23 protein-coding genes are annotated in these 26,129 nt (G+C 72.0%); 13 read left to right on the top strand and 10 right to left on the bottom strand.

Features of this window, described 5'->3' with window-relative positions:
- Nucleotides 1-17: 17 nt before the first annotated feature.
- From ET445_RS05770 to ET445_RS05760, 3 genes are all read right to left on the bottom strand, one after another.
- Nucleotides 18-830, bottom strand: a complete 813-nt coding sequence (locus ET445_RS05770; RefSeq protein ID WP_243695470.1) for a 3-hydroxyacyl-CoA dehydrogenase family protein — start codon at nt 828-830, stop codon at nt 18-20.
- A gap of 107 nt (nt 831-937) precedes the next feature.
- Entirely contained in the window at nt 938-1,717 is a 780-nt protein-coding gene (locus tag ET445_RS05765; protein ID WP_129189667.1) for an enoyl-CoA hydratase/isomerase family protein, read from the bottom strand.
- 2 nt (nt 1,718-1,719) lie between these two features.
- Complete coding sequence (locus tag ET445_RS05760; protein WP_129189665.1) at nt 1,720-2,919, bottom strand: thiolase family protein; 1,200 nt, start codon at nt 2,917-2,919, stop codon at nt 1,720-1,722.
- Nucleotides 2,920-3,120: 201 nt separating this feature from the next.
- On the opposite strand from ET445_RS05760, the gene ET445_RS05755 reads away from it, so the two are divergent.
- From ET445_RS05755 to ET445_RS05745, 3 genes are all read left to right on the top strand, one after another.
- Nucleotides 3,121-4,308 carry a Fic family protein gene (locus tag ET445_RS05755; protein ID WP_243695469.1) on the top strand — a complete coding sequence of 396 codons (1,188 nt, stop codon included), beginning with the start codon at nt 3,121-3,123 and terminating at the stop codon, nt 4,306-4,308.
- A gap of 102 nt (nt 4,309-4,410) precedes the next feature.
- Nucleotides 4,411-5,355, top strand: coding sequence for an SDR family oxidoreductase (locus ET445_RS05750; protein ID WP_129189661.1), 945 nt, complete (start codon nt 4,411-4,413; stop codon nt 5,353-5,355).
- Between the two features lie 58 nt (nt 5,356-5,413).
- Nucleotides 5,414-6,571 carry a hypothetical protein gene (locus ET445_RS05745; protein WP_129189659.1) on the top strand — a complete coding sequence of 386 codons (1,158 nt, stop codon included), beginning with the start codon at nt 5,414-5,416 and terminating at the stop codon, nt 6,569-6,571.
- Nucleotides 6,572-6,680: 109 nt separating this feature from the next.
- Here the strand turns inward: ET445_RS05745 and ET445_RS05740 are convergent, their stop codons facing one another.
- Nucleotides 6,681-8,420, bottom strand: coding sequence for a DEAD/DEAH box helicase (locus ET445_RS05740; protein ID WP_341769763.1), 1,740 nt, complete (start codon nt 8,418-8,420; stop codon nt 6,681-6,683).
- A gap of 490 nt (nt 8,421-8,910) precedes the next feature.
- On the opposite strand from ET445_RS05740, the gene ET445_RS05735 reads away from it, so the two are divergent.
- Both ET445_RS05735 and ET445_RS05730 read left to right on the top strand, forming a co-directional pair.
- Nucleotides 8,911-9,387 (top strand): GNAT family N-acetyltransferase, encoded by a 477-nt coding sequence (locus ET445_RS05735; protein ID WP_129189657.1) that lies wholly within the window; start codon nt 8,911-8,913, stop codon nt 9,385-9,387.
- 31 nt (nt 9,388-9,418) lie between these two features.
- Nucleotides 9,419-10,435, top strand: a complete 1,017-nt coding sequence (locus tag ET445_RS05730) for an alpha/beta hydrolase (protein ID WP_165314307.1) — start codon at nt 9,419-9,421, stop codon at nt 10,433-10,435.
- Nucleotides 10,436-10,460: 25 nt separating this feature from the next.
- Here the strand turns inward: ET445_RS05730 and ET445_RS05725 are convergent, their stop codons facing one another.
- On the bottom strand, nt 10,461-11,672 hold the full coding sequence (locus tag ET445_RS05725; protein WP_129189653.1) for a hypothetical protein: 1,212 nt from the start codon (nt 11,670-11,672) through the stop codon (nt 10,461-10,463).
- A 127-nt stretch (nt 11,673-11,799) separates the two neighbouring features.
- Between ET445_RS05725 and ET445_RS05720 the strand changes: the two genes are divergently transcribed.
- Both ET445_RS05720 and ET445_RS05715 read left to right on the top strand, forming a co-directional pair.
- Nucleotides 11,800-12,306 (top strand): GNAT family N-acetyltransferase, encoded by a 507-nt coding sequence (locus tag ET445_RS05720; RefSeq protein WP_208008562.1) that lies wholly within the window; start codon nt 11,800-11,802, stop codon nt 12,304-12,306.
- Between the two features lie 98 nt (nt 12,307-12,404).
- A complete protein-coding gene (locus tag ET445_RS05715) occupies nt 12,405-13,010 on the top strand; it encodes an antibiotic biosynthesis monooxygenase (RefSeq protein WP_129189651.1) in 606 nt (201 codons plus the stop codon).
- Here ET445_RS05715 and ET445_RS05710 read toward each other — a convergent pair.
- Both ET445_RS05710 and ET445_RS05705 read right to left on the bottom strand, forming a co-directional pair.
- Nucleotides 12,970-13,644: a DedA family protein gene (locus tag ET445_RS05710; RefSeq protein ID WP_129189649.1), complete on the bottom strand. Its 675-nt coding sequence runs from the start codon at nt 13,642-13,644 to the stop codon at nt 12,970-12,972. The genes ET445_RS05715 and ET445_RS05710 overlap by 41 nt on opposite strands.
- Nucleotides 13,641-14,402, bottom strand: a complete 762-nt coding sequence (locus ET445_RS05705) for an IclR family transcriptional regulator (RefSeq protein ID WP_424922896.1) — start codon at nt 14,400-14,402, stop codon at nt 13,641-13,643. Before ET445_RS05705 ends, ET445_RS05710 begins: the two co-directional genes overlap by 4 nt.
- Nucleotides 14,403-14,608: 206 nt before the next feature.
- On the opposite strand from ET445_RS05705, the gene hutH reads away from it, so the two are divergent.
- The 4 genes from hutH (at nt 14,609) to hutI (ending at nt 20,755) form a co-directional block, all read left to right on the top strand.
- Nucleotides 14,609-16,156, top strand: a complete 1,548-nt coding sequence (gene hutH / locus ET445_RS05700; RefSeq protein WP_129189645.1) for a histidine ammonia-lyase — start codon at nt 14,609-14,611, stop codon at nt 16,154-16,156.
- Nucleotides 16,157-16,342: 186 nt separating this feature from the next.
- Nucleotides 16,343-17,755 carry a M23 family metallopeptidase gene (locus ET445_RS05695; protein ID WP_243695468.1) on the top strand — a complete coding sequence of 471 codons (1,413 nt, stop codon included), beginning with the start codon at nt 16,343-16,345 and terminating at the stop codon, nt 17,753-17,755.
- 109 nt (nt 17,756-17,864) lie between these two features.
- A complete protein-coding gene (gene hutU / locus ET445_RS05690) occupies nt 17,865-19,544 on the top strand; it encodes a urocanate hydratase (RefSeq protein WP_129189641.1) in 1,680 nt (559 codons plus the stop codon).
- A gap of 5 nt (nt 19,545-19,549) precedes the next feature.
- Nucleotides 19,550-20,755 carry an imidazolonepropionase gene (gene hutI, locus ET445_RS05685; protein WP_129189639.1) on the top strand — a complete coding sequence of 402 codons (1,206 nt, stop codon included), beginning with the start codon at nt 19,550-19,552 and terminating at the stop codon, nt 20,753-20,755.
- Here hutI and ET445_RS05680 read toward each other — a convergent pair.
- Both ET445_RS05680 and ET445_RS05675 read right to left on the bottom strand, forming a co-directional pair.
- Nucleotides 20,752-21,288: a SixA phosphatase family protein gene (locus tag ET445_RS05680; protein ID WP_129189637.1), complete on the bottom strand. Its 537-nt coding sequence runs from the start codon at nt 21,286-21,288 to the stop codon at nt 20,752-20,754. The genes hutI and ET445_RS05680 overlap by 4 nt on opposite strands.
- 326 nt (nt 21,289-21,614) lie before the next feature.
- Nucleotides 21,615-22,562 carry an arginase family protein gene (locus tag ET445_RS05675; RefSeq protein ID WP_129189635.1) on the bottom strand — a complete coding sequence of 316 codons (948 nt, stop codon included), beginning with the start codon at nt 22,560-22,562 and terminating at the stop codon, nt 21,615-21,617.
- A 177-nt stretch (nt 22,563-22,739) separates the two neighbouring features.
- On the opposite strand from ET445_RS05675, the gene ET445_RS05670 reads away from it, so the two are divergent.
- Nucleotides 22,740-24,869, top strand: a complete 2,130-nt coding sequence (locus ET445_RS05670; RefSeq protein WP_129189633.1) for a copper-translocating P-type ATPase — start codon at nt 22,740-22,742, stop codon at nt 24,867-24,869.
- 43 nt (nt 24,870-24,912) lie between these two features.
- Nucleotides 24,913-25,284, top strand: a complete 372-nt coding sequence (locus ET445_RS05665; RefSeq protein ID WP_129189632.1) for a nuclear transport factor 2 family protein — start codon at nt 24,913-24,915, stop codon at nt 25,282-25,284.
- A gap of 38 nt (nt 25,285-25,322) precedes the next feature.
- Here ET445_RS05665 and ET445_RS05660 read toward each other — a convergent pair whose 3' ends face one another.
- A complete protein-coding gene (locus ET445_RS05660; RefSeq protein WP_129189631.1) occupies nt 25,323-26,072 on the bottom strand; it encodes a GntR family transcriptional regulator in 750 nt (249 codons plus the stop codon).
- Nucleotides 26,073-26,129 lie beyond the last annotated feature (57 nt).

Raw genomic sequence — 26,129 nt, 5'->3', positions numbered from 1 at the left:
ATGTGTCCCTTCGCGCGTCACTGCGCAGTCCAGTCGTAGAAGCCCTCGCCCGTCTTGCGGCCGAGCTTGCCCTCGGCGACGAGTCGTCGCAGCAGGGCGGGCGGTTCGAAGCGCGGGCCGAGCTGGCTCGCGAGGTACTCGGCAATGCCGAGGCGCACGTCGAGTCCGACGAGGTCGGTGGTCTTGAGCGGCCCGACGGGATGCTTGTAGCCGAGCACCATCGCGGTGTCGATGTCTTCCGCCGACGCGACGCCCTCCTCGAGCATGCGGATCGCCTCGAGTCCGATCGCGACGCCGAGCCGCGACGACGCGAACCCCGGGGCGTCCGTCACCACGATCGGGGTCTTGCCGATGCCCTCGACCCACAGACGCGCGTCGTCGACGAGGACCGGGTCGGTCGCGGTGCCGCGCACGAGCTCGACGAGCGTCGACGCCGGCACGGGGTTGAAGTAGTGCATGCCGAGGAACCGCGACGGCCGAGCCAGCACGGTCGCGAGCTCGTCGATCGAGATCGACGACGTGTTCGACGCGAGCACGGCGTCTTCGCCGAGCACCGCCTCGACGCGGGTCAGCGCGTCGATCTTGAGCGCGAGCTCCTCGGGCACGGCCTCGATCACGAGCCCGGCATCGGCGAAGGCCGAGACCTCCGTCACGCTTTCGAGGCGCGCCTCGATGACGTCGGATGCCTCGTGCGTCGTGCCGCGGGCGACGGATGTCGCGACGGCATCGGTCACACGCGTACGGGCCGCGGCCGCGGCATCCGCATCGCGCTCGACGACCGTGACGTGTGCGCCCGCGACGAGGAACGCGTGCGCGATGCCCGCGCCCATGCGTCCGCCGCCGAGCACGCCCACGCGGGCCGGGACGGGAGGGGATCCCGCCGGTCGAGTAGCGCCCGACGCAGTCGGCCGCGTATCGAGACCTGAAACCGCTTCGCTCATCGCTTGGATCTCCGCTCCAGGAATTCGGTCATGCGCCGCACCTTCTCGGGCGACTCGAACAGTTCGGCCTGCGCCTCGAGGTCGACGCGCGGGTGCTCGGCGCGCGGGGCGCGCACGACGCGCTTCATCGCGATCGTCGCGTCGCGGTCGTTCGCGGCGATGCGGTCGGCGAGCGCGTGCGCTTCGGCGAGCAGGTCTTTGGCAGCATGCACGGCGTTCACGAGCCGGGCCGCGAGCGCTTCGTCGGCGTTCAGCACGCGCCCGGTCAGCAGCAGTTCGAGCGCGAGCGCCTCGCCGACGATCTCCTTCAGTCGCCAGCTCGCGCCGGCCGCCGCGATGATGCCGAGGCCCGTCTCTGGGTTGCCGATCTTGAGCGCGGGCGTCGCGAGTCGCAGGTCGGCCGCGTAGGTGAGTTCGGCGCCGCCGCCGAGCGCGTAGCCGTCGATCGCCGCGATGACGGGCATCGGCAGCTCGTTGATCCGGATGAAGCAGTTGGCGTTGATGCCCGCGAGCGCGTCGGCCGCACGCCGCTCGCGCAGTTGCGCGATGTCGGCGCCCGCCGCGAACGTCGACCCCGCGCCCGTGATGATGAGCGTGCGCGGCTCGACCTCGAGTTCGGCGCACACCTCGTGGAGGGCGTCGACCATCGCCTGGTCGATCGCGTTGCGCTTCTCGGGCCGGTTGAGCGTCACGACGACGCGATCCGCCGCGCGCTCGACGAGGATCGGCGCGGCGGTGTCGTCGTCGGAACGGCGCTCGGCCGAGACATCCGTCATCGTCACACCCGCTCCACGATGATCGCGGCGCCCTGGCCGACGCCGACGCACATGGTCGCGAGGCCGTAGCGCGAGGCTTCGCGCTCGAGGCGACCGAGGAGGGTCACGACGAGTCGCGCCCCCGAAGAGCCGAGCGGATGTCCGAGGGCGATCGCTCCGCCGTCGGCGTTGACCCGCTCGGGGTCGAGCCCGAGGCGGCGCATGCTCGCGAGCGACTGGGTCGCGAAGGCTTCGTTGAGTTCGATCGAGCCGAGGTCGGCGACCGTGAGGCCCGCGCGCGCGAGCGCCTTCTCGGTTGCGGGCACCGGCCCGAGGCCCATGATCTCGGGTGCGAGGCCCGCGCTCGTGCCGACGACGACGCGGGCGCGCGGGGTGAGTCCGTAGCGTTCGACGGCTTCGGCGCTCGCGACGACGATCGCCGACGAGCCGTCGTTGAGCGAGCTCGAGTTGCCCGCGGTGACGACCGAACCGCCGGCGACGACCGGACGGAGCCCGGCGAGCACGTCTGCCGTCGTGCCGGGGCGGGGGCCTTCGTCGATCGTCACGGTGCCGGCCTTCGTCTCGACGCCGACGATCTCGGCGTCGAAGCGACCGGCCTCGATCGCGGCGATCGCGCGCTCGTGCGATCGCACGGCGAACGCGTCGGCGTCTTCGCGCGTGATGCCGTCGACGCGCGCGACCTCTTCGGCCGTCTCGGGCATGGAGAAGGTCGCCTTGTCACGGGCGACGAGGCGGGGGTTCGCGAAGCGCCAACCGATCGACGTGTCGTACTGCTCGCCGGGCTTCGCCCACGACTTCTCGGGCTTGCCCTGCACCCAAGGTGCCCGGGTCATCGACTCGACGCCGCCCGCGACGATGAGGTCGGCGTCGCCCGCGCGGATCGCCTGCGCAGCCATCGTGATGGCCGACATACCCGACGCGCACAGCCGGTTGACCGTGATACCGGGCACCGAATCGGGGAGCCCCGCGAGGAGCACCGACATGCGCGCGACGTTGCGGTTGTCCTCGCCGGCCTGGTTCGCGGCGCCGAGGATGATCTCGTCGATCGCCCCCGCTTCGATCGCGGCCTGATCGAGACCGGCGCGCCGCACGGCTTCGCCGACGACGAGGCTCGCGAGGTCGTCGGGGCGGATGCCCGCGAGTGCGCCGCCGTGGCGACCGACGGGGGTGCGCACCCCTCCGACGAGGTAGGCCTCGGCCATGCCGTCTCCTGACTGCTCTGTCATGCGTTGCGGTAGGTCTGTGCGATCGTCCGAGCCGGCCCGACTTAATTACCGACCGAACGTTCAGATAGTAAGTATGGCAAACGGATGCCTCGAGCGCCAGTCTTCGGCCCGATCCGCGCACCAATCGGGGGCACGGTGCGCGCGACTGAGGGTTAAGCTGTTTACAACAGTCGGGTGATGTTTAATCATAGTCAAATGACCACGAGCAGACCGGCACCCCCACTCTTCGAAACGCCTCCGCTCGACGAGCGAGAACTCGCCGTGCTCGCCGAGATCGACGGGATGCGCCAGGCGCTCCGCTTCAAACTCGGTGAGTCCCGAAGGTGGAACGGTTCGCTGAGACGAACCACGCTCGCCAGGAACATCCAAGGTTCCAACAGCATCGAAGGGTACGACGCGCCACTCGATGACGCAGACGCGGTCGTTCTCGGCGAGGATCCGCTCGACGCAGACACCGAGACTCGGCTCGCCCTCGAGGGGTACCGCACCGCGATGACCTACGTTCTCCAACTCGCCCAGGACGACGACCTCACCGTATCCGCCGACCTGATCAAGAGCCTGCACTTCATGATGACGAGCTACGACCTCAGTGTGCGACCAGGGCGCTGGCGGGCCGGTCCGATCTACGTGCAACGCGAGTACACAGGCGAGATCGTGCACGAAGGCGCCGACCTGTCACAAGTGCCGAAACTCATGTCGGCGCTCGTCGCCCAGCTCGGCGAGGACGACGGACCTGCGCTCATTCGAGCCGCCATGGCCCACCTCAACCTCGTCATGATCCACCCCTTCCGCGACGGCAACGGACGCATGGCGCGTTGCCTCCAAAGCCTCGTCCTGGCGTCCGACGGCGGCAGCCTCTCTCCCGTCTTCCTGAGCATCGAAGAGCACCTCGGCCGCAACACCCAGACCTACTACGACGTCCTCGGCCAGGTCGGCGGTGGATCGTGGCAACCAGATCGGGACGCCCGGCCGTGGATTCGGTTCACGCTCACCGCCCACTTGCGGCAGGCTCAGACCATCCAACGCCGCATCCAGGCGATCGAGCGCGTCTGGGTCGAACTCGAACGGCTCACGCGCGACGAGAAGCTCGCCGAACGCACGATCTACGTACTCGTCGATGCGACGCTCGGGTACCGTGTGCGCCGCGCGACATACATGGCGGCGCTCGCGGAAGCCGACGAAGCGGTCAGCGAACAGACCGCGACCCGTGACCTCGCCGCGCTCGCGGACGCGGGACTCCTGCTCCCTCAGGGCGACAAACGGGGCCGAACCTATATCGCGGGGGACACGCTCCGTTCGATCGCCGACCACGCTCGCCGAACTCGCGCCCCGAAGGACTTCAGCGATCCGTTCGGAACCGGATAGCCGCGCACGCTAGGCTCGCCCTCATGCAATGCCGGTGACGCGCTTCCGACCCCCATTCACGCTCCCGCGCCCTCGCGCGGTCGAACGAAAGCGCTCACACCCATGCACGAACACTCTGAACTCCCCCTGCTCGGACGCACCGCCCTCGTCACGGGCGTCTCCCGTCGCCGCGGCATCGCCTACGCCGTCGCCCGCAAGCTCGCCTCGCTCGGCGCGAACGTGTTCATCCAGCACCACCGGCCGCACGACCTCGATCAGCCGTGGGGCGGCGACGACCTCGACGCCGTGCGCGCGGGCATCCGCGACGCGCTCGCGCCCGGAGCGCGATTCGGCGACCTCGGGATCGACCTCGGGGCGACAGCGCGCGAGTCCGAGGCATCCGAGAGATCCGAGCCCGCCGAACGCCTCATCGAGGCGGCGGCCGCGCTCACCGGGCACCTCGACCTGCTGCTCTGCATCCACGCGCGAAGCGGCGACAGCGGGGGCATCCTCGACCTGACGGGCGCGCTCCTCGACGCGCACTGGGACGTCAACACGCGCTCGACCCTCCTGCTCACCGCCGCATTCGCCCGCAGGATCGCCGGCGTGCCGACGCCGAGCGTCGACGCGGCACCGCGCCGCCCCGGCGAGCGCGGCGAACACGGCGCGAGCGCCGCGACATCCACCGACCGCCCCTTCGCAGCGCCGACCGGTCACGTCGTCTGGATGACGTCGGGGCAGATCCACGGTCCCATGCGCGGCGAGGTGCCCTACGCGACGAGCAAGGCGGCGCTCGCGGGGGTCACCTCGACGGTCGCTGCGGAGCTCCTCGAGATCGGGATCCGGCTGAACACCGTGAACCCGGGGCCGGTGAACACGGGCTACCTCGACCCCGAGACGACCGACCGGCCGCTCGATGCGGCGACCGAGTGGATCGCGACGACGCCGTTCGGCCGCTGGGGCAGGCCCGAGGACACCGCCGAGCTCATCGCGTGGCTCTGCACCGACGCGGGATCGTGGGTCGTGGGCCAGGTGCTCACGAGCGATGGAGGCATCGGCATCTCCTGATCAGCCGACTTTCCCGGATCGCGTGACGTGCGCACCGCCCGCCGCTATGCTCGCGGCCATGCGCCCCCTCCGCCCTGGTCCCGTGCTGCTCGCTGCGCTCGCGCTCGGGGCCCTCGCGGGCGGAACGCTCACGGGGTGCGCGAGCATCGCGGCGGGTCAGGCCGCTGCGTCGACTCGGGCGGCCGGCTCGACGGCGACGGCCGCTCCGGCACCCGATCCGGCGGTGCCGCTCACGTGCGCCGACCTCGTCCCCGAGTCGCTCGTGGCATCCGCTCTCGCACCCGCAAGCGGCACGCCGGCGGCGGCCGCCGAGAGCGACTCCACGCCGCAGCCCGCAGTCCAGCCGAACGCGCTCTTCGACGCCGCCGTGCTCGAGGGGCTCGGCGGGCTCGACTGCTCGTGGCGGCTCGGCGACCCGCAGGCCGCGATCGGCAGCGGTCTCGGCGACTGGTCGTACCTCTCGCTGCGGGTGCTTCCGGGTGCGGCCGATCGGTGGGTGCCGGTGTGGGCGGGGGACGCGCCGTCCGAAGACGTGCGCGACATCGGCGGCGTGGAAGCCTCGACGGCGGCGGGCGAAACGGGCTGGCGCCTGTCGGCTCCCGTGGCCGGCGCGTGGGTGCAGTTCGAGATCACCGCGGCCGGGCTCACCGGCACGGGTTCGAAGTACGCGGGAATCTCCGACGGCACGATGCTCGACCGGCTCGCCGCCGTCGCCGAACCCGTGTTCGCGGCGCTCGAATCGGCGACGCCCGAGCAGGCCGCGTGGCCACGTCTCGAGCTCGCGCCCGTCGAGCCGACGTGCACGGGCGATCTCGACGTGGCGCTGCTCCTCGTGTACCTCGGCTATCCGGCGGACACGGCGGTGAGCTACCGGGCCCGCACCCCCGACGCAGTGGCCGCGTCGCTCGACGACGCGATCCGCGCCGACGCGCGGGTGTTCACCTGCGTGCTCCTCGCCGGCGGCCACGGCGTGAGCGAGATCGCGGTCGCACGCGGGTTCGCCCCCGAATCGGGCGTCCTGGATGCACCCGACGGCGACGTCGCACTCGACCCGCTCGCGCTCCCGCCGGGCGGCGACGCACGCGCCTTCATCGGCCCGGCGATGCCGAACGGCGGCCGCACCCCGGTCTACCTCGCCGCGGGGGGCGACCTCTACGAGATCTGGAGCGACCGCTCGAGCGCGATCGCCGACGGCATCGTCGACGCCCGCTGGTAGGCGGCGATCCGCCGGCGATCCGCGTGGCGCAGACGACGAGAGGACGCGGGCGCCTCGCCGCGCGATGCGCGAGCGAGCGTCCGCGTCCTCTCGGAACGCAGGGTTCGGGTCAGGCCTCGGTCGACTCGTCGGCGTCGGCGGCTGCGACCGGCGCCTCGACGTCGATCGGACCGAGATCGTAGAGCACGGCATCGCCGATCTGCACGTCTTCGAAGTCGACGTCGATCTCGGCGCGGTCGAGGAGCTCGGCCATCCGGCGCTGGCGGTTGCGCGGGATGAGCGTCACGACGCGTCCCGCGGCGCCCGCACGGCCCGTGCGGCCCGAGCGGTGCAGGTACGTCTTGTACTCGTCGGGCGCGTCGGCCTGGATCACGAGGTCGATGTCGTCGACGTGGATGCCTCGTGCCGCGACATCCGTCGCGACGAGCACGTCGACCCGCCCGCTCGTGAGCTGGTGCAGGTTCCGCGTGCGACGCGACTGGTTGAGGTCGCCGTGGAGGGCGACGGCACGGATGCCGGCGTCTTCGAGGTGCTCGGTGAGGTCTTCGGCGAACGCGCGCGTGCGGCTGAAGACGAGGGTCTTGCCGTCGCGGTCGGCGAGCATCGCGACGATGTCGCGCTTGTCGCGGTTGTCGATGACGAACACGCGGTGCTCGATCGTGCCCGACGCCTGGTCTTCACCGGCGACCTCGTGAACGGCGGGGTTCACGAGGAACTCGTCGACGAGCATCGCGACGCCCGAGTCGAGGGTCGCCGAGAAGAGGAGCTTCTGGCCGCCCTCCTTCGTCTCGCGGAGGATGCGCTGCACGGGCTCGAGGAACCCGAGGTCGCACATGTGGTCGGCCTCGTCGAGGACGGTGATCTCGATCTCGGAGAGGTCGAGGTGGCCCTGGCGCACGAGGTCTTCGATGCGGCCCGGGGTGCCGATCACGATGTCGACGCCGCGTCGCAGCGCACCGACCTGGCGGGCCTGGGGGACGCCGCCGTAGACCTGGGTCGTGAAGAGGCCGACCGACTGCGCGATGGGCTGCACCGTACGGTCGATCTGGAGGGCGAGCTCGCGGGTCGGCGCGAGGACGAGCGCGCGCGGAGCGCGGCCCATGACCCGCTTGCCGCCGGCCTTGTCCGAGGCCGACCAGAGCTGCATGAGCCGCTCGACGGTCGGCGCGCCGAACGCGATGGTCTTGCCTGAGCCCGTGCGGCCGCGGCCGAGGACGTCGCGGCCCTCGAGCACCTGCGGAATCGTCGCAGCCTGGATCGGGAACGGCGACTCGGCACCCAGCTCCTTCAGCGCACGCACGATGTTGCCGCCGAGCCCGAGGTCGCCGAAGCCGATGCCCTCGACGGCGTCGGCCTGGATGGCCTCGGCCTCGAGGCGCTCGAGCACGACGTCGTCTTCGGGGTGAAGCGGGGGCGCTCGTCCTTGGCGGGGTAGAACGACGACGGGCGGCGCTCGCTGTCGCGGAAGCCCGGGCGGTCGAAGTCGCGGCGGGGGCGCGGTCGTCACGCTCGAAGCGACGGGGGGCGCGGTCGTCGCGATCGAACGAACGCGGAGCACGGTCGTCACGGTCGTAGCGACGCGGCGCACGGTCATCACGATCGAACGAACGGGGCGCACGGTCGCGATCGCGGTCGAAGTCGCGGCGCGGCGCACGGTCGCGGTCGTTCCGATCGAACGAACGCGGTGCACGGTCACGATCGAAGTCACGGCGCGGAGCGCGGTCGTCGCGGTCGTAACGCCGCCCCGACGAACGGTCGTCACGATCGAACGAACGCGACGCACGGTCGCGGTCGAAGTCGCGTCGGGGAGCGCGGTCGTCACGTTCGAACGAGCGAGGCGCACGGTCATCACGACCCGGACGGTCGGCGCGGTGCGGCGTACGCCCGGTCGCTTCGCGCTGCTCGCGCGACCAACGGGGTGCCTTCTTCGAGGCATCCGCCTCTTCGGGGCGGTAGCCCCGGTGGCCGGCGCTGCGCGAGCCGGGCTTCTGGGCCGACTGCCCGCCGCGCGCGGGCGCGCCGCCGGGACGGTAGGGCTTGCGGCCCTTGGCCCGATTGGGATCGAAGTTCGTGTTCTTGGGCATGCTGAGCTTTCTGGGTTGTTCCGAGTACATGGCAGTACGACCGCGCTCGCGCGCGGCACCTGAGAACCCGGAGCTGACGTAGAGCCGGGGCCGTTCACATACGGTGTGACTATCCGAGGCCCATTCGCCTCGAAACCGGCCCGATGGACTCACAAACCCATCCGCGAAACCTCGCGGTGTCCAGAACCGACCCGTCAACGATAGCGGATGCCCCTGAGAAACCGCCTCGTAACACCGCACGCGTACGCTCGCGGCATGCGTGCAGCCGAGGCATCCGTCACCGTCGCCCTCGAATCGCCCCGCCAGCCCGAGGTCGACGAAATGCTGCGCGGGAGCGAGGCCTATTCCTATTCCCTCTACCCGCCCGAGGCGTGCTTCCTCCTCGATGTCGAGTCGCTCGAACGGCCGGGCGTCGCGTTCTACGTCGCGCGCGGCGACGTCGGCGAGGCGCTCGGCATGGGTGCGCTCGTCGACGGCGTCGACGGCACGGCCGAGCTCAAGCGCATGTTCGTGCACGAGTCGGCGAGAGGGCGTCGCGTGGGCACGTCGATCATCGAGCGCATCGAACAGGATGCCTCGGCGCGCGGCATCCGCCGCATCGTGCTCGAGACGGGCACCCGCCACGACGCCGCCCAGGCGATGTACGCGAAGGCGGGGTACGAGGTCGTGCCGCTCTTCGGCCAGTACGTGGGCGAGGAGTTCAGCGTCTGCATGGCGAAGAATCTGGGGTAGCATCGCTCCACCTCGAAGCCCCGGAGCACCAGTGACCCGAACCCGTCCCTCCGGCGGACGCGGAGGCCGGCGCCGCAGCCGGACGCTCCTCGCCGCAGCCGCGATCGCGGGCGCGCTCGGGGCGACGGCGGCGCTGTCGGGCTTCCACCTGCCGCTCAGCGAGATCGACCCCGGCCCCGCGAAGGCGGCGAGCGAGGTCGCTGGGCCCGAGATCATCGGCATCCGCACGTTCGAGGCGCCCGCGGGCGTCGGCGTCGAGCCCGATCTCGAATACGGGGTGCGCGACGACGGCACGCTTCTGACGCTCGACGTGTGCAGCCCGCCCGGAGCCGCCCTCGGGGTGCCGCTTCCCGCGGTCGTGTCGGTGCACGGCGGCAGCTGGGCGCGCGGCGACAAGGCGAACGCCGACTGGCGGAAGGTCTGCCTGTGGCTCGCGAGCGAGGGTTTCATCGCGGCATCCGTGAACTACCGACTCGTGCCCGACGCGACGTTCCCGGCGCAGATCGACGACGTGTCGCTCGCGGTCGAATGGCTCCGCGAGCCCGCGCAGGCCGAGCGGTTCGGCATCGACCCAGCCCGCATCGGCGTGTTCGGCGGCTCGGCGGGCGGCAACCTCGCGGCGCTGCTCGGCGCACGCGGGGAGGGCGCGACCGACACGGGGGCGCGGGTCGCGGCCGTCGCCGAGCTCTCGGGTCCGGTCATGCTCGATTCGCTCGCGGGGGCGAGCGAGTGGTTGCGGGGCATCAGTGCGGCCTACCTCGGGTGCGGAGTCGACGAGGTCGCCAACGTCTCCGACGGCGGATGCGAGCGAGCGGCGGATGCCTCGGCCACGACCTTCCTCGATGCGAGCGACCCGCCCGTCTTCATCGGGCACGCCGAATCCGAGATCATCCCGCTCGCGCAGTCCCTCGGCTACGCGAACGCGCTCGAGGCCGCGGGCGTACCCGTGGAACTCGCCGTCGTGCCGGGCGACGAACACTCGATCGGCATCCTCGACGAGGCGCTCCGCGCCCGGGTCGCCGCGTTCTTGCACAAACACCTGGGCTGAGGCGCGCGGCAAGCGGGGCGCGGGGTCACACGCACGTGCGTGCTTGCGCGATCTGCTCATCCGACGGGCGGCCGTACGGCTCGATGCCCGAACCCGGGACGTCGTAGCCCATCGCGATCGCCCACGCCGTCGCCCACTTCTCGTGGTCGCCGCCGAAGGCGGGGCCTTCGACGATCTCGTTGCACTCCGTGCGCGAGCCCTGCGCGTGGCCGACCTCGTGCGCGACGAGCGCCTTCGCGTTGATGTCGTCGGCGAACGATTCGGCGACACTGTACGTGAGCTCGACCTTCGCCCACCGGCCGCCGCCCGGCCAGAACGTCGTGAGGCCCGAGTACCACTCGGCGCTCGCTCTGCCGTTGACGACGTCTTCCCACACGAAGTCGAGCGGCACGTCGTGCGCGATCGAGCGGGCGAAGTCTTCGACGGGGCCTCGCTCGGCGTACTCGGGCGCCGCCCGTCGGACGCTCTCGGCGTTGTGGGCGGCCTCGACGCCCGCGAGCGCTTCGGCGAGCGCGATGTAGGAGTCCCGCGAGGCGGGCGCCTGGGTCTTCGCATTCTCGACGAGCGCTTCGGCTTCGTCGAGCCCGAACCGCGATTCGCTCGTCGCGTACGGCAGGGCTGCGAGCCTGGCGTCGGCCGCGGCGAGCGCGGCGTCGAGCAGGTCGGTGCGGGCGTCTTCGACCTCCGCGCGTGCGTCGGCGAGTTCGTCGGCCTCGTCGGACATGCGATCGGTGTCGGCGACGAGGGTCTCGCGGAGTTCAGCGGTCTCGAAGATCTCGGCGAGGCTCACCCAGAACGGGCGGAGCGCGCTCTCGTCGTAGGCGATGGGGTCGGGGAGGTCGAAGTCGGCGTCGGCCGCGAGCGCGTCGACGGCGTCGGTGCCGGCCTTCACACGGTCGAGCGGCTCGCCGTCGCCGAGACCGGGGAGCACCGAGCCCTCGAGCTCGTCGGCGGCTGCGGATTCGCCGCGGGCGCGCGCCGCCTCGCTGCGCAGCGCATCGGATGCCGCATCGGCGGCGTCGATCGTCGGCACGGCGTTCGCGATCGCCTCCTGCCGGATGACGTGGAATCCGTAGCCGGCGCCGAGGTACCACGCGGCCGGGCCGACGATCGCGGCGGCGACGATGCCGATGACGAGCCAGGGCGAACGGCGACGCACGGTCGGCGGGGTCGGCATCGTCGTCGGAGGTTCACGGGTCGGGTCGAGCGTCGGCGCGGGCTGGCGGTCGTCGGACACACGGCTCCTTCGCGTTTGGCAGCGGAGGTCGCCCGCCTTCGATCGGCACGACTGTATCCGTTCCGTCCGACATCGAGAAGCATGCCGGGCCGTCGACACCGGGCGTCGACCCTGCGAGGATCACACCATGCCCATCGCCGCCCTCGCGCTCCCGTCGGGCCTCACCGTTCGGCGGCCGATGCCCACCGACCACCGAGCGGTCGTCACGGTCATCCCCGACTGGTGGGGCCTGCCCGCCGACTCGCGGCTGCCGCTCGTGCTCCCGCGACTGTTCTTCCAGCATTTCGCCGATACCTCCTTCATCGTGGAAGACGACGCGCTCGCCGCGTTCCTCATCGGCTTCCGCTCGCAGTCCGACCCGGCGGTGTCGTACATCCACTTCGTGGGAGTGCGGCCCGATCTCCGCGAGACGGGTCTCGCGCGCACGCTCTACACGGAGTTCTTCGCCGAGGCGCGCGCGGCCGGGTCGACGCGCGTCGAAGCGATCACGGGCCCCGGCAACCGCCGCTCGCAGGCGTTCCACCGGGCGATGGGCTTCACCCTCACGGGTGACGCGGAGTTCGACGGCGTCGTCGCATGGGCCGACTACGACGGTCCCGGCGAGCACCGCGTCGCGTTCACGCGCGCACTCTGAAGGTCACTCGTCGGACGGTCGGCACGAGGGCACCGGGCCGACGCGCGCCACGGGGCATCCGAAACGCGCTCGTCACGCCGATGCGGTGCAATAGAGGCATGAGCGAACCGATCACCGTCTCGATCCGCCGCGAGGTCGACCCCGCGCGCATCTCGGAGGCGACCGCGTGGGTGCAGACGGGCGTGAACCTCGCGAACAAGTACCCGGGCTTCCTCGGGTCGGGGTGGGTGCGAGCGGGCGAGCAGTCGCACGTGTGGCACATGCTCTACCGGTTCGCGAACGAGGAGACCCTCGAGGCGTGGGAGCAGTCCCCCGAGCGCACGTGGTGGCTCTCGACGGGTCAGGCGTTCGTGCAGAGCGAGCGGAGCCGTCGCAGGACCGGCATCGAGGGATGGTTCGACGAGCCGCCGACGGGTTCGATCCCGGTGGTGGATGCCTCGGGCGCGGCCCTCGACGAGACGGCGCCGCCGCCCGCCCCGCCCAGGTGGAAGCAGGCGGTGACGATCTGGCTCGGCTTCTTCCCGGTCAACCTCGTGTTCTCGTACCTGATCTCGCCCGTGCCCGGGTGGGATCTGCTGCCGATCGTCGTGCGCGTGCTCGTGACGACGCTCGTGCTGACGCCCATCATGACGTTCTGGGTGCTGCCGTTCGTGACCCGCTCGCTCAGGAGGTGGCTCGCCCCGCGCGCACCCGGCGCACGATGAGCCAGATCACGAACGCGGCGAGCGCGGCGTAGACGACGAGGTCGAGGTAGCCGAGCCATTGCTCGAGCACGTCGTGCTGTCGCCCGAGCAGCGCGCCGAGGCCGATGAGGAGCGCGTTCCAGACGCCCGAGCCGATCGCCGTGAGCCCGATGAACGACCAGAGCGGCATGCGGTCGGCGCCGGCCGGGATCGAGATGAGGCTGCGAACGCCCGGGATGAGCCGGCCGATGAGCACCGACCACGTCTCGTACTTGTGGAACCACGCGACGCCACGATCGAGGTCGGCGCGGCTCACGAGCCGCGTCCACTCGACGAACCGCACGGCGCGTTCGAGGCCGATCCACCGCCCGAGCCCGTACCAGAGGAGCGCGCCGACGACCGACGCGAGCGTCGACCACAGGATGAGCGGCACGAGACTGAGGTCGCCCGACTGGGTGAGGTAGCCCGCGAACGGCAGGATGACCTCGCTCGGGATGGGCGGGATGAGCACCTCGACGAAGACGAGCACACCCACCCCGACGTCGCCGAGCGCCGTGAGCACATCGGCCGCGAAGCCCGTGAGCCCCGTGAAACCGTGATCCGACACGGGCCCCGACGGGTCGGCGGCGGCTTCGGCGACGGCGTGCGCGATCATCGCGGCTCCCCTCCGCCGATCCTGCGCGAGAGCGTCGCGGCGGCGTCGCGCACGGTCGGCACCACCTCGCCGAGGATGTCGCGCTCCGAGTCATCCGGATACGTCACGGCGACCGCCGCGGCCGGCCAGCCGACGTGGTCGACGACGACCGCCCCGACCGACGCGAGGCCCTGCGTGATCTCGCCGTCCTCGGCGGCCCAGCCGTCGAGGCGCACGCGTTCGAGCACCGACTTCAGTCGCCGGTAGGTCCAGGGTTCGGATGCCTCGCCCGCGCGTGCCGCGAAGGCCGACGCGTCGGGGTAGAGCGCCCGGAGCTGCGCGGGCGGAAGCTCGGCGAGCATCGCACGCCCCGTCGCCGTGAGGTGGGCGGGCAGGCGCACGCCGATGTCGGTGACGAGCGACGGGCGGCGCGGAGCGCGCTCCTCGACGAGGTAGACGACGTCGCGGCCGTGGAGCACCGCGAGGTGGCCGCTCTCGCCGAGGCGGTCGACGAGGGTCGCGACGAGGGGGCGCCCGAGGCGCGCGAGCGGTTGCTGGCGGCTGAACCCCGAGCTGAGTTCGAACGCGGCGACGCCGAGCCCGTAGCGGCGTTCTTCGGGCAGGTGCACGACGAACCCGCGCTCCCGCATGACCTGGAGCAGGTGGTACACGGTGGAGCGCGGCAAGTGCAGGGCGTTCGCGATCGTCGCGGCGGGCACCGGTCCGCGTTGCGAGGCGAGGTGGGCGAGGATCGCGAGCGTCTGGTCGGCGGCGGGCACCTTCGACTTCGTCGTCACCCGAGCCTCCCCTCGCGCATCCACCTCCCGTGAGGGGTCGCTCTGGCACGGTTGCGCCATCGCTCAGCCGTGCCAGAGCGACCCCTCTCGCGGAGATTCTGAGCACAGCATACGGCGTGTCCGGTATTCCGGACGGCGACGCGGCGATCGGCGTTTCCGTGTGCACCGGCGGCGGCTGCAATTGAAGGATGAGCATCACCGAGGCATCCGCACGTCCCGAAACGCTGGGCACCGTCACCGTCGGCACCGGCCCCCTCGCGGTCGACGACGTCGTCGCCGTGGCCCGCCACGGGGCATCCGTCGCCCTCGATCCGACCGCGCTCGCCTCCGTCGCCGAAGGCCGCGCGATCATCGAGGGCCTCGCCGCCGACCCCGAACCGCACTACGGCATCTCGACGGGGTTCGGCGCGCTCGCGACGACCTTCATCGCCGAAGACCGCCGCGCGCAGCTCCAGGCGAGCCTCGTGCGCTCGCACGCCGCGGGGTCGGGCACCGAGGTCGAGACCGAGGTCGTGCGCGCGCTCATGCTCCTGCGCCTCTCGACCCTCATGACGGGGCGGACGGGCGTGCGGCCCATCGTCGCCGAGACCTACGCCGCGATGCTGAACGCCGGGATCGCGCCGATCGTGCGCGAGTACGGGTCGCTCGGCTGCTCGGGCGACCTCGCCCCGCTCGCGCACTGCGCGCTCGCGGCGATGGGCGAGGGCGAGGTGCGGATGCTCACGGCCGGCTCGACGAGCGAGGTGACGGATGCCTCGGCCGCCCTCGCCGCAGCCGGCATCGCGCCGCTCCGCCTCGGCGAGAAGGAAGGCCTCGCCCTCATCAACGGCACCGACGGCATGCTCGGCATGCTCGCCCTCGCGCTCCACGATCTGCGGCGCCTGCTGACGACCGCCGACGTCGCCGCGGCGATGAGCGTCGAAGGGCTCATCGGCACCGACGCCGTGTTCGCCGAAGACCTCCACGCGCTCCGCCCGCAACGCGGCCAAGCACGGTCGGCCGCGAACCTCCGCGCGATGCTCGCCGGATCGCCCATCGTCGCGAGCCACAAGGGCCCCGAGTGCACGCGCGTGCAGGACGCGTACTCGCTGCGCTGCGCCCCCCAGGTGCACGGCGCCGCGCGCGACACGATCGACCACGCGGCATCCGTCGCCGACGCCGAGCTCGCGAGCGCGATCGACAACCCCGTGCTCACCCTCGACGGACGCGTCGAATCGAACGGCAACTTCCACGGGGCTCCCGTCGGGTACGTGCTCGACTTCCTCGCGATCGCCGTCGCCGACGTGGCATCCATGAGCGAACGCCGCACCGACCGGTTCCTCGACAAGGCGCGCAACCAGGGGCTTCCGCCGTTCCTCGCGCACGAGGTCGGAGTCGACTCGGGGCTCATGATCGCCCAGTACACGGCCGCCGGCATCGTGTCTGAGCTCAAGCGCCTCGCCGTGCCCGCGTCGGTCGACTCGATCCCCTCGTCGGCCATGCAGGAGGACCACGTCTCGATGGGCTGGGCCGCCGCACGCAAACTCCGCCGCGCGATCGACGGGCTCGAGCGTGTCATCGCCATCGAGCTTCTGACCGCCGCGCGCGGGCTCGCGCTCCGCGCTCCCCTCGTTCCCGGGGTCGCGACGGGCGCGGTCGTCGCCGCGGTGACGGATGTCTCGGGCGGCCCCGGGCCCGACCGATACGTGTCGCCCGAGATCGAAGCCGTCACCGCAATCGTGCGCTCCGGGCCGTGATCGAGGCCGCGAAACGAGGCGCCCCCGAACTGGGGTGAAGCCCCCGGGGGCGGTTGTGTCCGCTCCCCGGCCGGTGCCAGACTGTGGGAGGTCGACTGAACCCGACGTCGACGAAGGAACCTCGCAATGGCAGCGATCGACGAAGCACGTTTCTCCCGGTTCCGAGCCGTACGCGCTCGGCGCGTGATGATCAGCGTTGCCGCAGGCCTCGGAGCGCTCGCGCTCGTGTTCGGCGGGATCGCGCCCGCGCAGGCCGGCGAGACGGAGCCGACGCCGACCGCCGAGCAGCCGACCGACCCGCCGCCGCCCGATCCACCGATCGACCCGCCTGTCGACCCGCCGACCGACCCACCGGTCGATCCGCCGACCGACCCGCCCGTCGACCCGCCGACCGACCCGCCGGTGGACCCGCCGACAGACCCTCCCGTCGACCCGCCGGTGGACCCGCCGACCGACCCTCCGGCCACGACCCCGCCCGCGACCACGCCGCCGGCCACGACGACTCCGCCCACGACGACACTGACGACCACCCAGCCTCCGAGGCCCACGACCCCGGCCCCCGTCGCGACCGGCAGCACGCGCCTCGTCCTCACGGGCAGCGGACCGTTCCTGCAGATCGGCACGCAGATCAGCCCCGACGTGTCGGCCCTCCTCACCGCCCGTGCCACGGTCGACGCGATCGAAAGCGAACTGCGCGACGCGCAAGCGGATCTGAAGGACGTCCGCGCGCAGCAGGGAAGCGCCCGCACGACCGCCGAGCGGCTCGGCAGCGTCGCCTACACCGCCCGGCTCAAGGCCGGCGAGGCGACCCGCGCATCGATGGCGTCCGCGCGCACGAGCGACGCCGCCATGAACTCGATCGGCGCCGCGTTCGGTGCCGGCAAAGACCTGCTCGCGGGCCTCGCCGGGGTGCAGCGAGTCGCGCAGCTCAGCGGAGACAGCGAGCGGCTCCTCGAGATCGCGGGCGAACTCGACGCGCTCGCCGACGAGGCCGAGGCGAGGGCCGCCGACGCCTGGGCGGAGGTCGACAAGATCCCCGTCGGCGAGAAGCAGAAGGATGTCTCCGACACCGAGACGACGCTCGCGAGCGCCGAAGCCGACCTCAAGGGCCTGCAGGAGAAGGTGCAGAAGGCGAACGTCGCATTCGTCGACTCGCTGCCGCTCGACAACGGGCAGCTGTCCGAGCAGGGCTGGTCGGCACCCGTGCGCGGCCGCGTCACCGACGGCTTCGGCCCGCGGCCGAACAAGCCGCTCGCGTCGGTCAACGAGTTCCACCGCGGCACCGACATCGCCGCGCCGTGCACGTCCGCCGTGTTCGCGGCGACCGCGGGCACGGTTCTGCAAGCGGGCCCCGACGGCGGGTACGGCAACTGGATCCTCCTCGACCACGGGTCGGGCGTGCAGACCGGCTACGCGCACCTCGCGAACGGCGGCATCCTCGTCTCGGTCGGTGAACACGTCGAGGCCGGGCAGGTGATCGGCGCGGTCGGTTCGACCGGACAGTCGACGGGATGCCATCTGCACTTCGAGGTGCGGCTCGGCGGCACCGCGGTCGACTCGTTGCCGTTCCTCGCAGCGCGCGGCGTCGCCGTCGGCTGAGTCGCGTCGAGTCGAATCGGGTCGAGCCACGTTCGGCATGTCCGGAATTCCGGACGCCCGGCCCGAGACATCCGTTGCCGCCCCTTCGCCGCTGCGCGACCATCGGAACATGACCGATGCACCCACCGCCGCGCGCACCGTTCGAGCCGCCCGCGGCTCCAAGCTCACCGCCAAGAGCTGGCAGACCGAGGCGCCGCTGCGCATGCTCATGAACAACCTCGACCCCGAGGTCGCCGAGCGGCCCGAAGACCTCGTCGTCTACGGCGGCACCGGCAAGGCCGCCCGCAACTGGGACGCGTACGACGCGATCGTCCGCACCCTCGAAGACCTCGAGGCCGACGAGACGCTGCTCGTGCAGTCGGGCAAGCCCGTCGGCGTCTTCCGCACGCACGAGTGGGCCCCGCGCGTGCTTATCGCGAACTCGAACCTCGTGGGCGATTGGGCGACGTGGCCCGAGTTCCGCAAGCTCGAGGCCGAAGGGCTCATCATGTACGGCCAGATGACGGCCGGCTCGTGGATCTACATCGGCACGCAGGGCATCCTGCAGGGCACGTACGAGACGTTCGGCGCGGTCGGGCGCAAGCTCGGGCGCGCCGACGGCAGCCTCGCGGGGACGCTGACCCTCACCGCCGGCTGCGGCGGCATGGGCGGCGCCCAGCCGCTCGCCGTGACGATGCACGGCGGTGCGGTGCTCATCGTCGACGTCGACGAGTCCCGCCTCCAGCGCCGCGTCGACCACGGCTACCTCGACGAGATCGCCCCGACGCTCGACGACGCGCTCGAGCGAGTGCTCGCCGCGAAGACTTCGAAGGTCGCACTCTCCGTCGGCGTCGTCGGCAATGCCGCGACGGTCTTCGCGGAGCTCCTCGAGCGCGAAGTGCCGATCGACATCGTGACCGACCAGACGAGCGCGCACGACCCGCTCGCCTATCTGCCCGAGGGCGTCGCGATGGGCGAATGGCAGGATCTCGCGGCGCTCGACGCCGTCGAGTTCACGCGCCTCGCGCGCGCGTCGATCGCGAAGCACGTCGAGGCGATGGTGGGGTTCCAGGCGCGCGGCGCCGAGGTCTTCGACTACGGCAACTCGCTGCGCGCCGAGGCGAAGCTCGGCGGGTTCGAGCACGCGTTCGACTTCCCGGGCTTCGTGCCCGCATACATCCGTCCGCTCTTCGCCGAGGGCAAGGGGCCGTTCCGGTGGGCGGCGCTGTCGGGCGACCCGGCCGACATCGCGGCGACCGACCGTGCGATCGTCGAACTCTTCCCCGAAGATGCGCACTTGAAGCGCTGGATCGAGCAGGCGTCCGAGAAGGTGCACTTCGAGGGACTCCCCGCGCGCATCTGCTGGCTCGGGTACAAAGAGCGCCACCTCGCGGGGCTGAAGTTCAACGAGATGGTCGCGTCGGGCGAGCTGTCCGCGCCCATCGTGATCGGCCGCGACCACCTCGACTCGGGATCGGTCGCCTCGCCCTACCGCGAGACCGAGGCGATGGCGGACGGCTCCGACGCGATCGCCGACTGGCCGCTGCTCAACGCCCTGCTCAATACGGCGTCGGGTGCGACGTGGGTGTCGATCCACCACGGCGGCGGCGTCGGCATCGGACGGTCGATCCACGCGGGCCAGGTGCTCGTCGCCGACGGCACCGACCTCGCAGCCGAGAAGATCGCGCGCGTGCTCGTGAACGACCCCGGCACGGGCGTCATGCGGCACGTCGACGCGGGCTACGAGCGGGCGAAAGAGGTCGCGCGCGAGCGCGGGTTGCGCGTGCCGATGCTCGGCGAGGAGGAATGACGCGGATGTCTCGCCTGCTCGTCAGGGGCATCGGCGAACTCGTCACGAACGACCCGCAGCCAGGCCGCGCGGGTGGCCCGCTCGGGATCGTGAAGGATGCCTCGGTGCTCGTCGTGGACGGACGCATCGCGTGGGTCGACGATGCCGGTGATTCGGCAAGTGATGGCGAAGACGAGATCGACGTGGTCGACGCCGGCGGGCACGCCGTGATCCCCGGGTTCGTCGACTCGCACACGCACCTCGTCTTCGGCGGCGACCGCTCCGCGGAGTTCGAGGCCCGCATGTCGGGAACGGCATATACGGCAGGAGGCATCCGCTCGACCGTCGCGGCGACGCGGGCCGCGTCCGACGACGAGCTGCGCACACGACTCGCCAACTTCGTCGCAGAGCTGTACGCCCAGGGCACGACGACGTTCGAGATCAAGACGGGGTACGGTCTCACCGTCGCCGACGAAGCCCGGCTCGCGCGGCTCGCGCGCGAGGTCACCGACGAGGTCACCTTCCTCGGGGCCCACGTCGTGCCCACTGAGTACGCGCAAGGCGGCCCGCTCGGCGAGGCCGGCCCCGATGCCTACGTCGACCTCGTCGTGGGCGACATGCTCGACGCGTGCGAGCCGTACGCGCGCTGGATCGACGCCTTCTGCGAGCGCGGCGCGTTCACGCCCGCGCAGTCGCGCCGCGTTCTCGAGGCGGGCATCGCGGCGGGCCTCGGCGTTCGCGTGCACGGCAACCAGCTCGGCCCCGGCGAAGGCGTTGCGCTCGCAGTCGAGCTCGACGCGGCATCCGTCGATCACTGCACGTACCTGAGCGACGCGGATGTCTCGGCGCTCGCCGCTTCTCGCACCGTCGCGACGCTCCTGCCGGGCGTCGAGTTCTCGACCCGCCAGCCCTACCCCGACGCGCGACGCCTCCTCGACGCCGGCGCGACGGTCGCCCTCGCGAGCGACTGCAACCCCGGGTCGAGCTTCACGAGTTCGCTGCCGTTCTGCATCGCGGTCGCCGTGCGCGACATGGGGATGACTCCCGCCGAGGCCGTCTGGGCGGCGACGGCCGGCGGCGCCGCAGCCCTCCGACGCGGCGACGTCGGCGTGCTGCGCCCGGGCGCGCGCGCCGATCTCGTGCTGCTCGACGCGCCCTCGTACGTGCACCTGGCCTACCGGCCCGGTGTGCCGCTCGTCGAGCGCGTGTGGAAGGACGGCGCCGCCGTTTAGCGCACCGGAACGTCGACCCGCACGAGTTCGGCGGGCCGCGCCCGGTCTTCGCCCTCGGGCACCCTGCGGCGAGCGCTCCAGCCGATGATGGCGACGTCCGCCCAGTGGTCGACGTCGATGCGGCATTCGGCGACCGCGCACGTCACGAGTTCGACGTGCTCACCCGTGAGGCGCGCGACGAACCCGCTGAACTCAGGGTTGTGCCCGACGAGCATCGCCGTCTCGACGGCGTCGTCGATGCCCTGCACGGTCTCGAGCAGGTGCGAGGTCGTCGTCGCGTAGAGCGTCGGGTCGAGGACGACGGATGCTCCGGGCTCGAGCTCGAACGCGGCGGCGAACGCCTCGGCGGTGGTGCGGGCGCGAAGCGCCGTGCTCGAGAGGATGAGCCCCGGCACGACACCCCGGTCGACGAGCCGCCGACCCATCGCGGGCGCGTCGCGCAGGCCGCGCGCGTTGAGCGGACGGGCGTGGTCGGCGAGCGCCGGATCGCCCCAATCGCTCTTGGCGTGCCGCACGAGGAACAGCGTCTTCATCTCGCCAGCCTGTCACGCGCGTGTGCACAGGGCAACGAGCCCATCAGCGGCGCGGCGCGCCGATCCGCCGCGCGCCGCGGGCCTCGCGCTCGCCCGCTCTGGGCCGAACTCTTCACCGCCGCGGCTCGGTGCCGGAGTGCCGCGCGCTCGAGGAAGCTTCGATCACGGACTGTCCCGTCGCAGCACCTCCAAGGCGCAGTGCCGAAGTGCCGCGCGTCTCGGTGGGAAGCACCCTCGTCGATGGGAAGCACCGTCGTCGGTGGGAAGACCCGTCGCCGGAAGTCGGTCCGCGTCGGCCGCGCCCAGGGCGAACTCGCCCGGCAGGGTCAGCGGAGCGCGAGGCCCGCGGCGAACTCGAGCACGCACAGGGCGGCGAGGCGCACGGTGCGGCCGTCGGGGGCGTCGGCCGTCGCGTCGATCTCGACGAGGTCGGCGCTTCGCACGCGCGGGTCGCGCGCGGCAGCGCGCACGAGGGCGCGGAGTTCCCATGCGGCCAGCCCCCCTGGCACGGACGCCGGGCAGGCGGGCGCGACAGCGCGGTCGCACGCGTCGACGTCGACGTCGAGGTGTACGGGTCCGCCCGCGGCACCGGCGACGGCGAGCGCCTCGGCCATGACGTCGGCGGGCGCTCGCCCGTGCAGTTCGTCGCGGTGGACGACGGTGATCCCGAGGTCTGCTGCGCGCCTCGCGTACGCGGCCGAGTTCGCGAAGTCGGCGATCCCGATCTGCACGATGCGGGCCGGGTCGAGCCCGGCTTCGATGAGCCGTCTCACGGGCGACCCGTTCGAGACGCCGTCGCGCAGGTCGTAGTGGGCGTCGATCGTCACGAGTCCGGCAGTGCCGAGGTCGTCTCCCCAAGCCCCGAGCGCCGTCGCGACCGTGACGGAGTTGTCGCCGCCGAGCGCGATGAGGGAATCGGCGCGCACGAGGGCGGCCGCGACGGCGGCGCGCGTGCGCGCTTCGCCCGCGTCACCGTCGGGCTCGTGGATGTCTCCGGCATCGACGATCGGCACGAGCGCGGCGAGATCGATCGGGCCGGATGCCTCGCCGCGGGCGCCCGAACGATCGGGAACGAGTGCCGGGCTGTACCGGCGAAGGGCCACGCGGAGCGCGGCGGGCGTCTCGTGCGCGTTCGTCGGGGAGAGCGAGGTGCGGTGGGCCGGGACCCCGAGGAGGGCGAGTGCGGCACGTTCTCCCGGTGCGAGGTCGGCGAGTGCGGGCCACGCGCCCGCTCGGGGCCAGAGCGGGTCGTGCGAGAGGGCGGCGTCGGCCATGAAGCCACGCTAGCGAGCGAGGATGCCGCGCACCGAGGCATCCGGACTGCGAAGCGTCTGCGATCCCGGACGATGCGTGCGCATCGATCGCGACGAATCGGGAATGCCGGTGCCGAACGTCCCGTTGTGCTGGACGTAGCGATACCCCCTAGGGGTATCTTCGCGGAAGGGGAGACGATGGGGAAGGACACAGGCGTGGAGGAACACGTGGACCACGACATGCACGCCGGCCACGACATGCACGCCGGACACGACATGCATTCGGCCCACACCGGTCACGGCCTGAGCGCGGGCATGCAGGACCACAGCGCGCACGATCACTCCGCGCACGTCGGCCAGTTCCGCCGCCTGTTCTGGATCATGCTCGTCTTCGCGGTGCCGACCGTCGCGTTCAGCACGATGTTCGCGAGCATTTTCGGCTACCCGCTCCCCGACAACGCCCTCATCGCGTGGATCTCCCCCGTGCTCGGCACGGTCATGTACGTCTGGGGCGGCTCGCCGTTCCTCCGCGGAGCATGGAGCGAACTCAAGGCCCGCAAGCCCGGCATGATGCTCCTCATCGGCCTCGCCATCACCGTCGCGTACTTCGCGTCGCTCGGCGCGAGCCTCGGGCTCCTCCCGCACCACCTTGACTTCTGGTGGGAGCTCGCGCTCCTCATCGTGATCATGCTGCTCGGCCACTGGATCGAGATGAAGTCGATCGCGCAGGCGTCGTCGGCGCTCGACGCCCTCGCGGCGCTCCTGCCCGACGAGGCCGAGCGCGTGGTCGGCGACTCCACCGAGCTCGTCGCGCCCGCCGACCTCCGCCTCGGCGACGTCGTCGTCGTGCGCCCCGGCGGTCGCGTCCCCGCCGACGGCGAGGTCGTCGAGGGCACCGCGGCGGTCGACGAGTCGATGATCACGGGCGAGTCCCGCCCGGTCACGCGCGGCCCCGGCGCCCAGGTCGTCGCGGGCACCGTCGCGACCGACACGGCGATCCGCGTGCGGGTCTCGGCCGTCGGCGACGACACGGCGCTCGCGGGCATCCAGCGGCTCGTCGCCCAAGCGCAGGCCTCGACGTCTCGGGCACAACGCCTCGCCGACCGCGCCGCGGGCTGGCTGTTCTGGTTCGCGCTCGCCGCGGCCCTCGTCACGGCGATCGCCTGGACCCTGCTCGGCAGCCCCGACGACGCCGTGATCCGCACGATCACCGTGCTCGTCATCGCGTGCCCCCACGCCCTCGGTCTCGCCATCCCGCTCGTCGTCCAGATCGCGACCGAACGCGCCGCGAAGGGCGGCGTGCTCGTCACCGACCGGCTCGCGCTCGAGACCATGCGCACCGTCGACGCCGTGCTCTTCGACAAGACCGGCACCCTCACGAAGGGCGAGCCCGTCGTGACCGACGCCGTCGCCGCGCCGGGCTTCGACCCCGACCGGGTGATCGCGCTCGCCGCCGCCGCAGAGACCGACTCGGAGCATCCGCTCGCGAAGGCCATCGTCGCCGACGCCGCACGTCGTCAGCTGACCGTCGCTCCCGCGACCGGCTTCACGGCGTCGCCCGCGCTCGGCGTGCGTGCCGTCGTCGACGGTCGCGTCGTCCAGGTCGGCGGCCCCGGCCTCCTCGCCCAGGAGGGCGCGACGCGAATCGAGGCGTCCGACGGATGGCACGCCCGCGGCGAGACCGTGCTCCACGTGCTCGTCGACGGACAGGTCGCCGGCGCACTCGCCCTCGCCGACGAGATCCGCCCCGAGTCACGCGAAGCCGTCGACGCGCTCCGCGCCGAAGGCGTCGAGGTCGTCATGATCACGGGCGACGCCGAACCCGTCGCCCGCGCGGTCGCAGCGTCGCTCGGCATCGAGCGCGTGTTCGCGGGCGTCCGTTCCGAAGACAAGTCCGCCAAGGTCGCCGAGCTGCAGGCCGAAGGCCGGACGGTCGCGATGGTCGGCGACGGCGTGAACGACGCCCCCGCGCTCGCGCAGGCGGACGTCGGCATCGCGATCGGCGCCGGCACGGATGTCGCGATCGCCTCCGCGGGCGTCGTGCTCGCCTCGAGCGACCCGCGGTCGGTGCTCTCGGTCATCGAGCTCTCGAAGGCCACCTACCGCAAGATGACGCAGAACCTCTGGTGGGCGGCGGGCTACAACCTGCTGTCCGTGCCGCTCGCGGCGGGCGTGCTCGCTCCGATCGGGTTCGTCCTGCCGATGTCGGTCGGCGCGATCCTCATGAGCCTCTCGACGGTCGTCGTGGCGCTCAACGCGCAACTCCTGCGTCGCCTCGACCTCCGCCCCGAGGCATCCGCCCGCCGTGCGCTCGCGCGCACGCGCTGACCGCCTCCGACCATGGGCCGAGTCCGCGCACTAGGCTCAGCCCATGGTGGATGAAACGATCGCCGTGCTCGTCACCGGTGCCGAGCGGCGACTGCTCGAACCCGAGGTGCGGCGCGATCCCGAGGCCCTCGAAGACCTCCTCGACGAGAGCTTCCGCGAGATCGGCAAGAGCGGGCGGCTCTGGACCCGCACCGAACTCGTCGACGTCATGACGGGCGCCGACTCGGTCGACGTGCAGTCGGCCGTCGTCACTGGCGAGCACGCCGAGCTCATCGCCCCCGACGTCGTGCTCTTGACGTACACGCTCGACGCCGACGGCGCGCGCAGCCGCCGCAGCTCGCTGTGGAAGGTCGCGGGCGGACGCCCGCGCATGCTGTTCCACCAGGGCACGCCGCTCGGGCCGTTCGTCGGCTGACGGCAGCTCGGCACGCGAACGCACGGCTCGGACGAGCCTCAGCTCGCGCGCACCTCGATGGGGCTCGCCCCCGGCACCCGGTTGTCGACGCGGAACGCGGCGAACTCCGAGCGGTAGCGCGCTTCGGCGTGCTCGAGGGGCCGCCCCGAGGCATCCTTCGACAGCCGCCGCTCGCGGAGCAGCGGCGCGCCCGCCGCGATGCCGAGCGCTTCGGCGTCGAGCCGGTTCGCCGACACGGCGTCGATCGTGTGCCGTGCGCTCACGAGCGGCACGCCGTGCCGGGCGAGCTCGGCCGACACCGAGCACGTGTCGGTGTCGATGCCGAAGAGGTAGCGGCCGACGTCGGGCACGAACGACGCGCGCTCGATCATGATCGGCACGTCATCGAGGAGCCGCACCCGCACGAGGTCGACGACGACCGCGCCCTCGTCGAGTTCGAGGAGTCCCGCGACGGATGACGCGGCCGCACGCCGCTCGAGCACGAGAGTGCGAGTGCCGGGTGTCTTGCCCTCGGCACGCGCCCACTCGGTGAACGAGCGGAATTCGGCGAGCGATTGCGACGGCACGACCCGCCCCACGACGGGGGGCCGACCGCGCCCGCCGACGACGTAGCCGTCGGCCCGAAGCCCCGACAGCGCGCGACGCACCGGACCGCGCGAGGTGCCGAACTCACGGCACAGCGCCGCCTCGCTCGGCAGCGCCATGCCCGCGGGCCATTCGCCGCGTTCGATGCGGTCGCGCAGCACTGCGCGCACACGCTGCGCCACGGGGGCGGTCGTCAAGGCCATGCGATGACCCTACGAATCGGGGGCGAAGGGTTCGGGGGAGCCCGGGAGACGGTTCGG

The organism is Agromyces protaetiae (genome assembly GCF_004135405.1).
Lineage (GTDB): Bacteria > Actinomycetota > Actinomycetes > Actinomycetales > Microbacteriaceae > Agromyces > Agromyces protaetiae.
Note: the sequence above shows the minus strand (reverse complement) of the source record. Positions and strands in the feature narration are given on the sequence as shown.

Excerpts from the sequence above, each read along its gene's own strand:
- ET445_RS05770 (WP_243695470.1), bottom strand. The coding sequence starts at position 830 with ATGGGCGCGGGCATCGCGCACGCGTTCCTCGTCGCGGGCGCACACGTC.
- ET445_RS05765 (WP_129189667.1), bottom strand. The coding sequence starts at position 1,717 with ATGACGGATGTCTCGGCCGAGCGCCGTTCCGACGACGACACCGCCGCG.
- ET445_RS05760 (WP_129189665.1), bottom strand. The coding sequence starts at position 2,919 with ATGGCCGAGGCCTACCTCGTCGGAGGGGTGCGCACCCCCGTCGGTCGC.
- ET445_RS05755 (WP_243695469.1), top strand. The coding sequence starts at position 3,121 with ATGTTTAATCATAGTCAAATGACCACGAGCAGACCGGCACCCCCACTC.
- ET445_RS05750 (WP_129189661.1), top strand. The coding sequence starts at position 4,411 with ATGCACGAACACTCTGAACTCCCCCTGCTCGGACGCACCGCCCTCGTC.
- ET445_RS05745 (WP_129189659.1), top strand. The coding sequence starts at position 5,414 with ATGCGCCCCCTCCGCCCTGGTCCCGTGCTGCTCGCTGCGCTCGCGCTC.
- ET445_RS05740 (WP_341769763.1), bottom strand. The coding sequence starts at position 8,420 with ATGACCGTGCGCCTCGCTCGTTCGAACGTGACGACCGCGCTCCCCGAC.
- ET445_RS05735 (WP_129189657.1), top strand. The coding sequence starts at position 8,911 with ATGCGTGCAGCCGAGGCATCCGTCACCGTCGCCCTCGAATCGCCCCGC.
- ET445_RS05720 (WP_208008562.1), top strand. The coding sequence starts at position 11,800 with ATGCCCATCGCCGCCCTCGCGCTCCCGTCGGGCCTCACCGTTCGGCGG.
- ET445_RS05715 (WP_129189651.1), top strand. The coding sequence starts at position 12,405 with ATGAGCGAACCGATCACCGTCTCGATCCGCCGCGAGGTCGACCCCGCG.
- ET445_RS05710 (WP_129189649.1), bottom strand. The coding sequence starts at position 13,644 with ATGATCGCGCACGCCGTCGCCGAAGCCGCCGCCGACCCGTCGGGGCCC.
- hutH (WP_129189645.1), top strand. The coding sequence starts at position 14,609 with ATGAGCATCACCGAGGCATCCGCACGTCCCGAAACGCTGGGCACCGTC.
- ET445_RS05695 (WP_243695468.1), top strand. The coding sequence starts at position 16,343 with ATGATCAGCGTTGCCGCAGGCCTCGGAGCGCTCGCGCTCGTGTTCGGC.
- hutU (WP_129189641.1), top strand. The coding sequence starts at position 17,865 with ATGACCGATGCACCCACCGCCGCGCGCACCGTTCGAGCCGCCCGCGGC.
- hutI (WP_129189639.1), top strand. The coding sequence starts at position 19,550 with ATGTCTCGCCTGCTCGTCAGGGGCATCGGCGAACTCGTCACGAACGAC.
- ET445_RS05680 (WP_129189637.1), bottom strand. The coding sequence starts at position 21,288 with ATGAAGACGCTGTTCCTCGTGCGGCACGCCAAGAGCGATTGGGGCGAT.
- ET445_RS05675 (WP_129189635.1), bottom strand. The coding sequence starts at position 22,562 with ATGGCCGACGCCGCCCTCTCGCACGACCCGCTCTGGCCCCGAGCGGGC.
- ET445_RS05670 (WP_129189633.1), top strand. The coding sequence starts at position 22,740 with ATGGGGAAGGACACAGGCGTGGAGGAACACGTGGACCACGACATGCAC.
- ET445_RS05665 (WP_129189632.1), top strand. The coding sequence starts at position 24,913 with ATGGTGGATGAAACGATCGCCGTGCTCGTCACCGGTGCCGAGCGGCGA.
- ET445_RS05660 (WP_129189631.1), bottom strand. The coding sequence starts at position 26,072 with ATGGCCTTGACGACCGCCCCCGTGGCGCAGCGTGTGCGCGCAGTGCTG.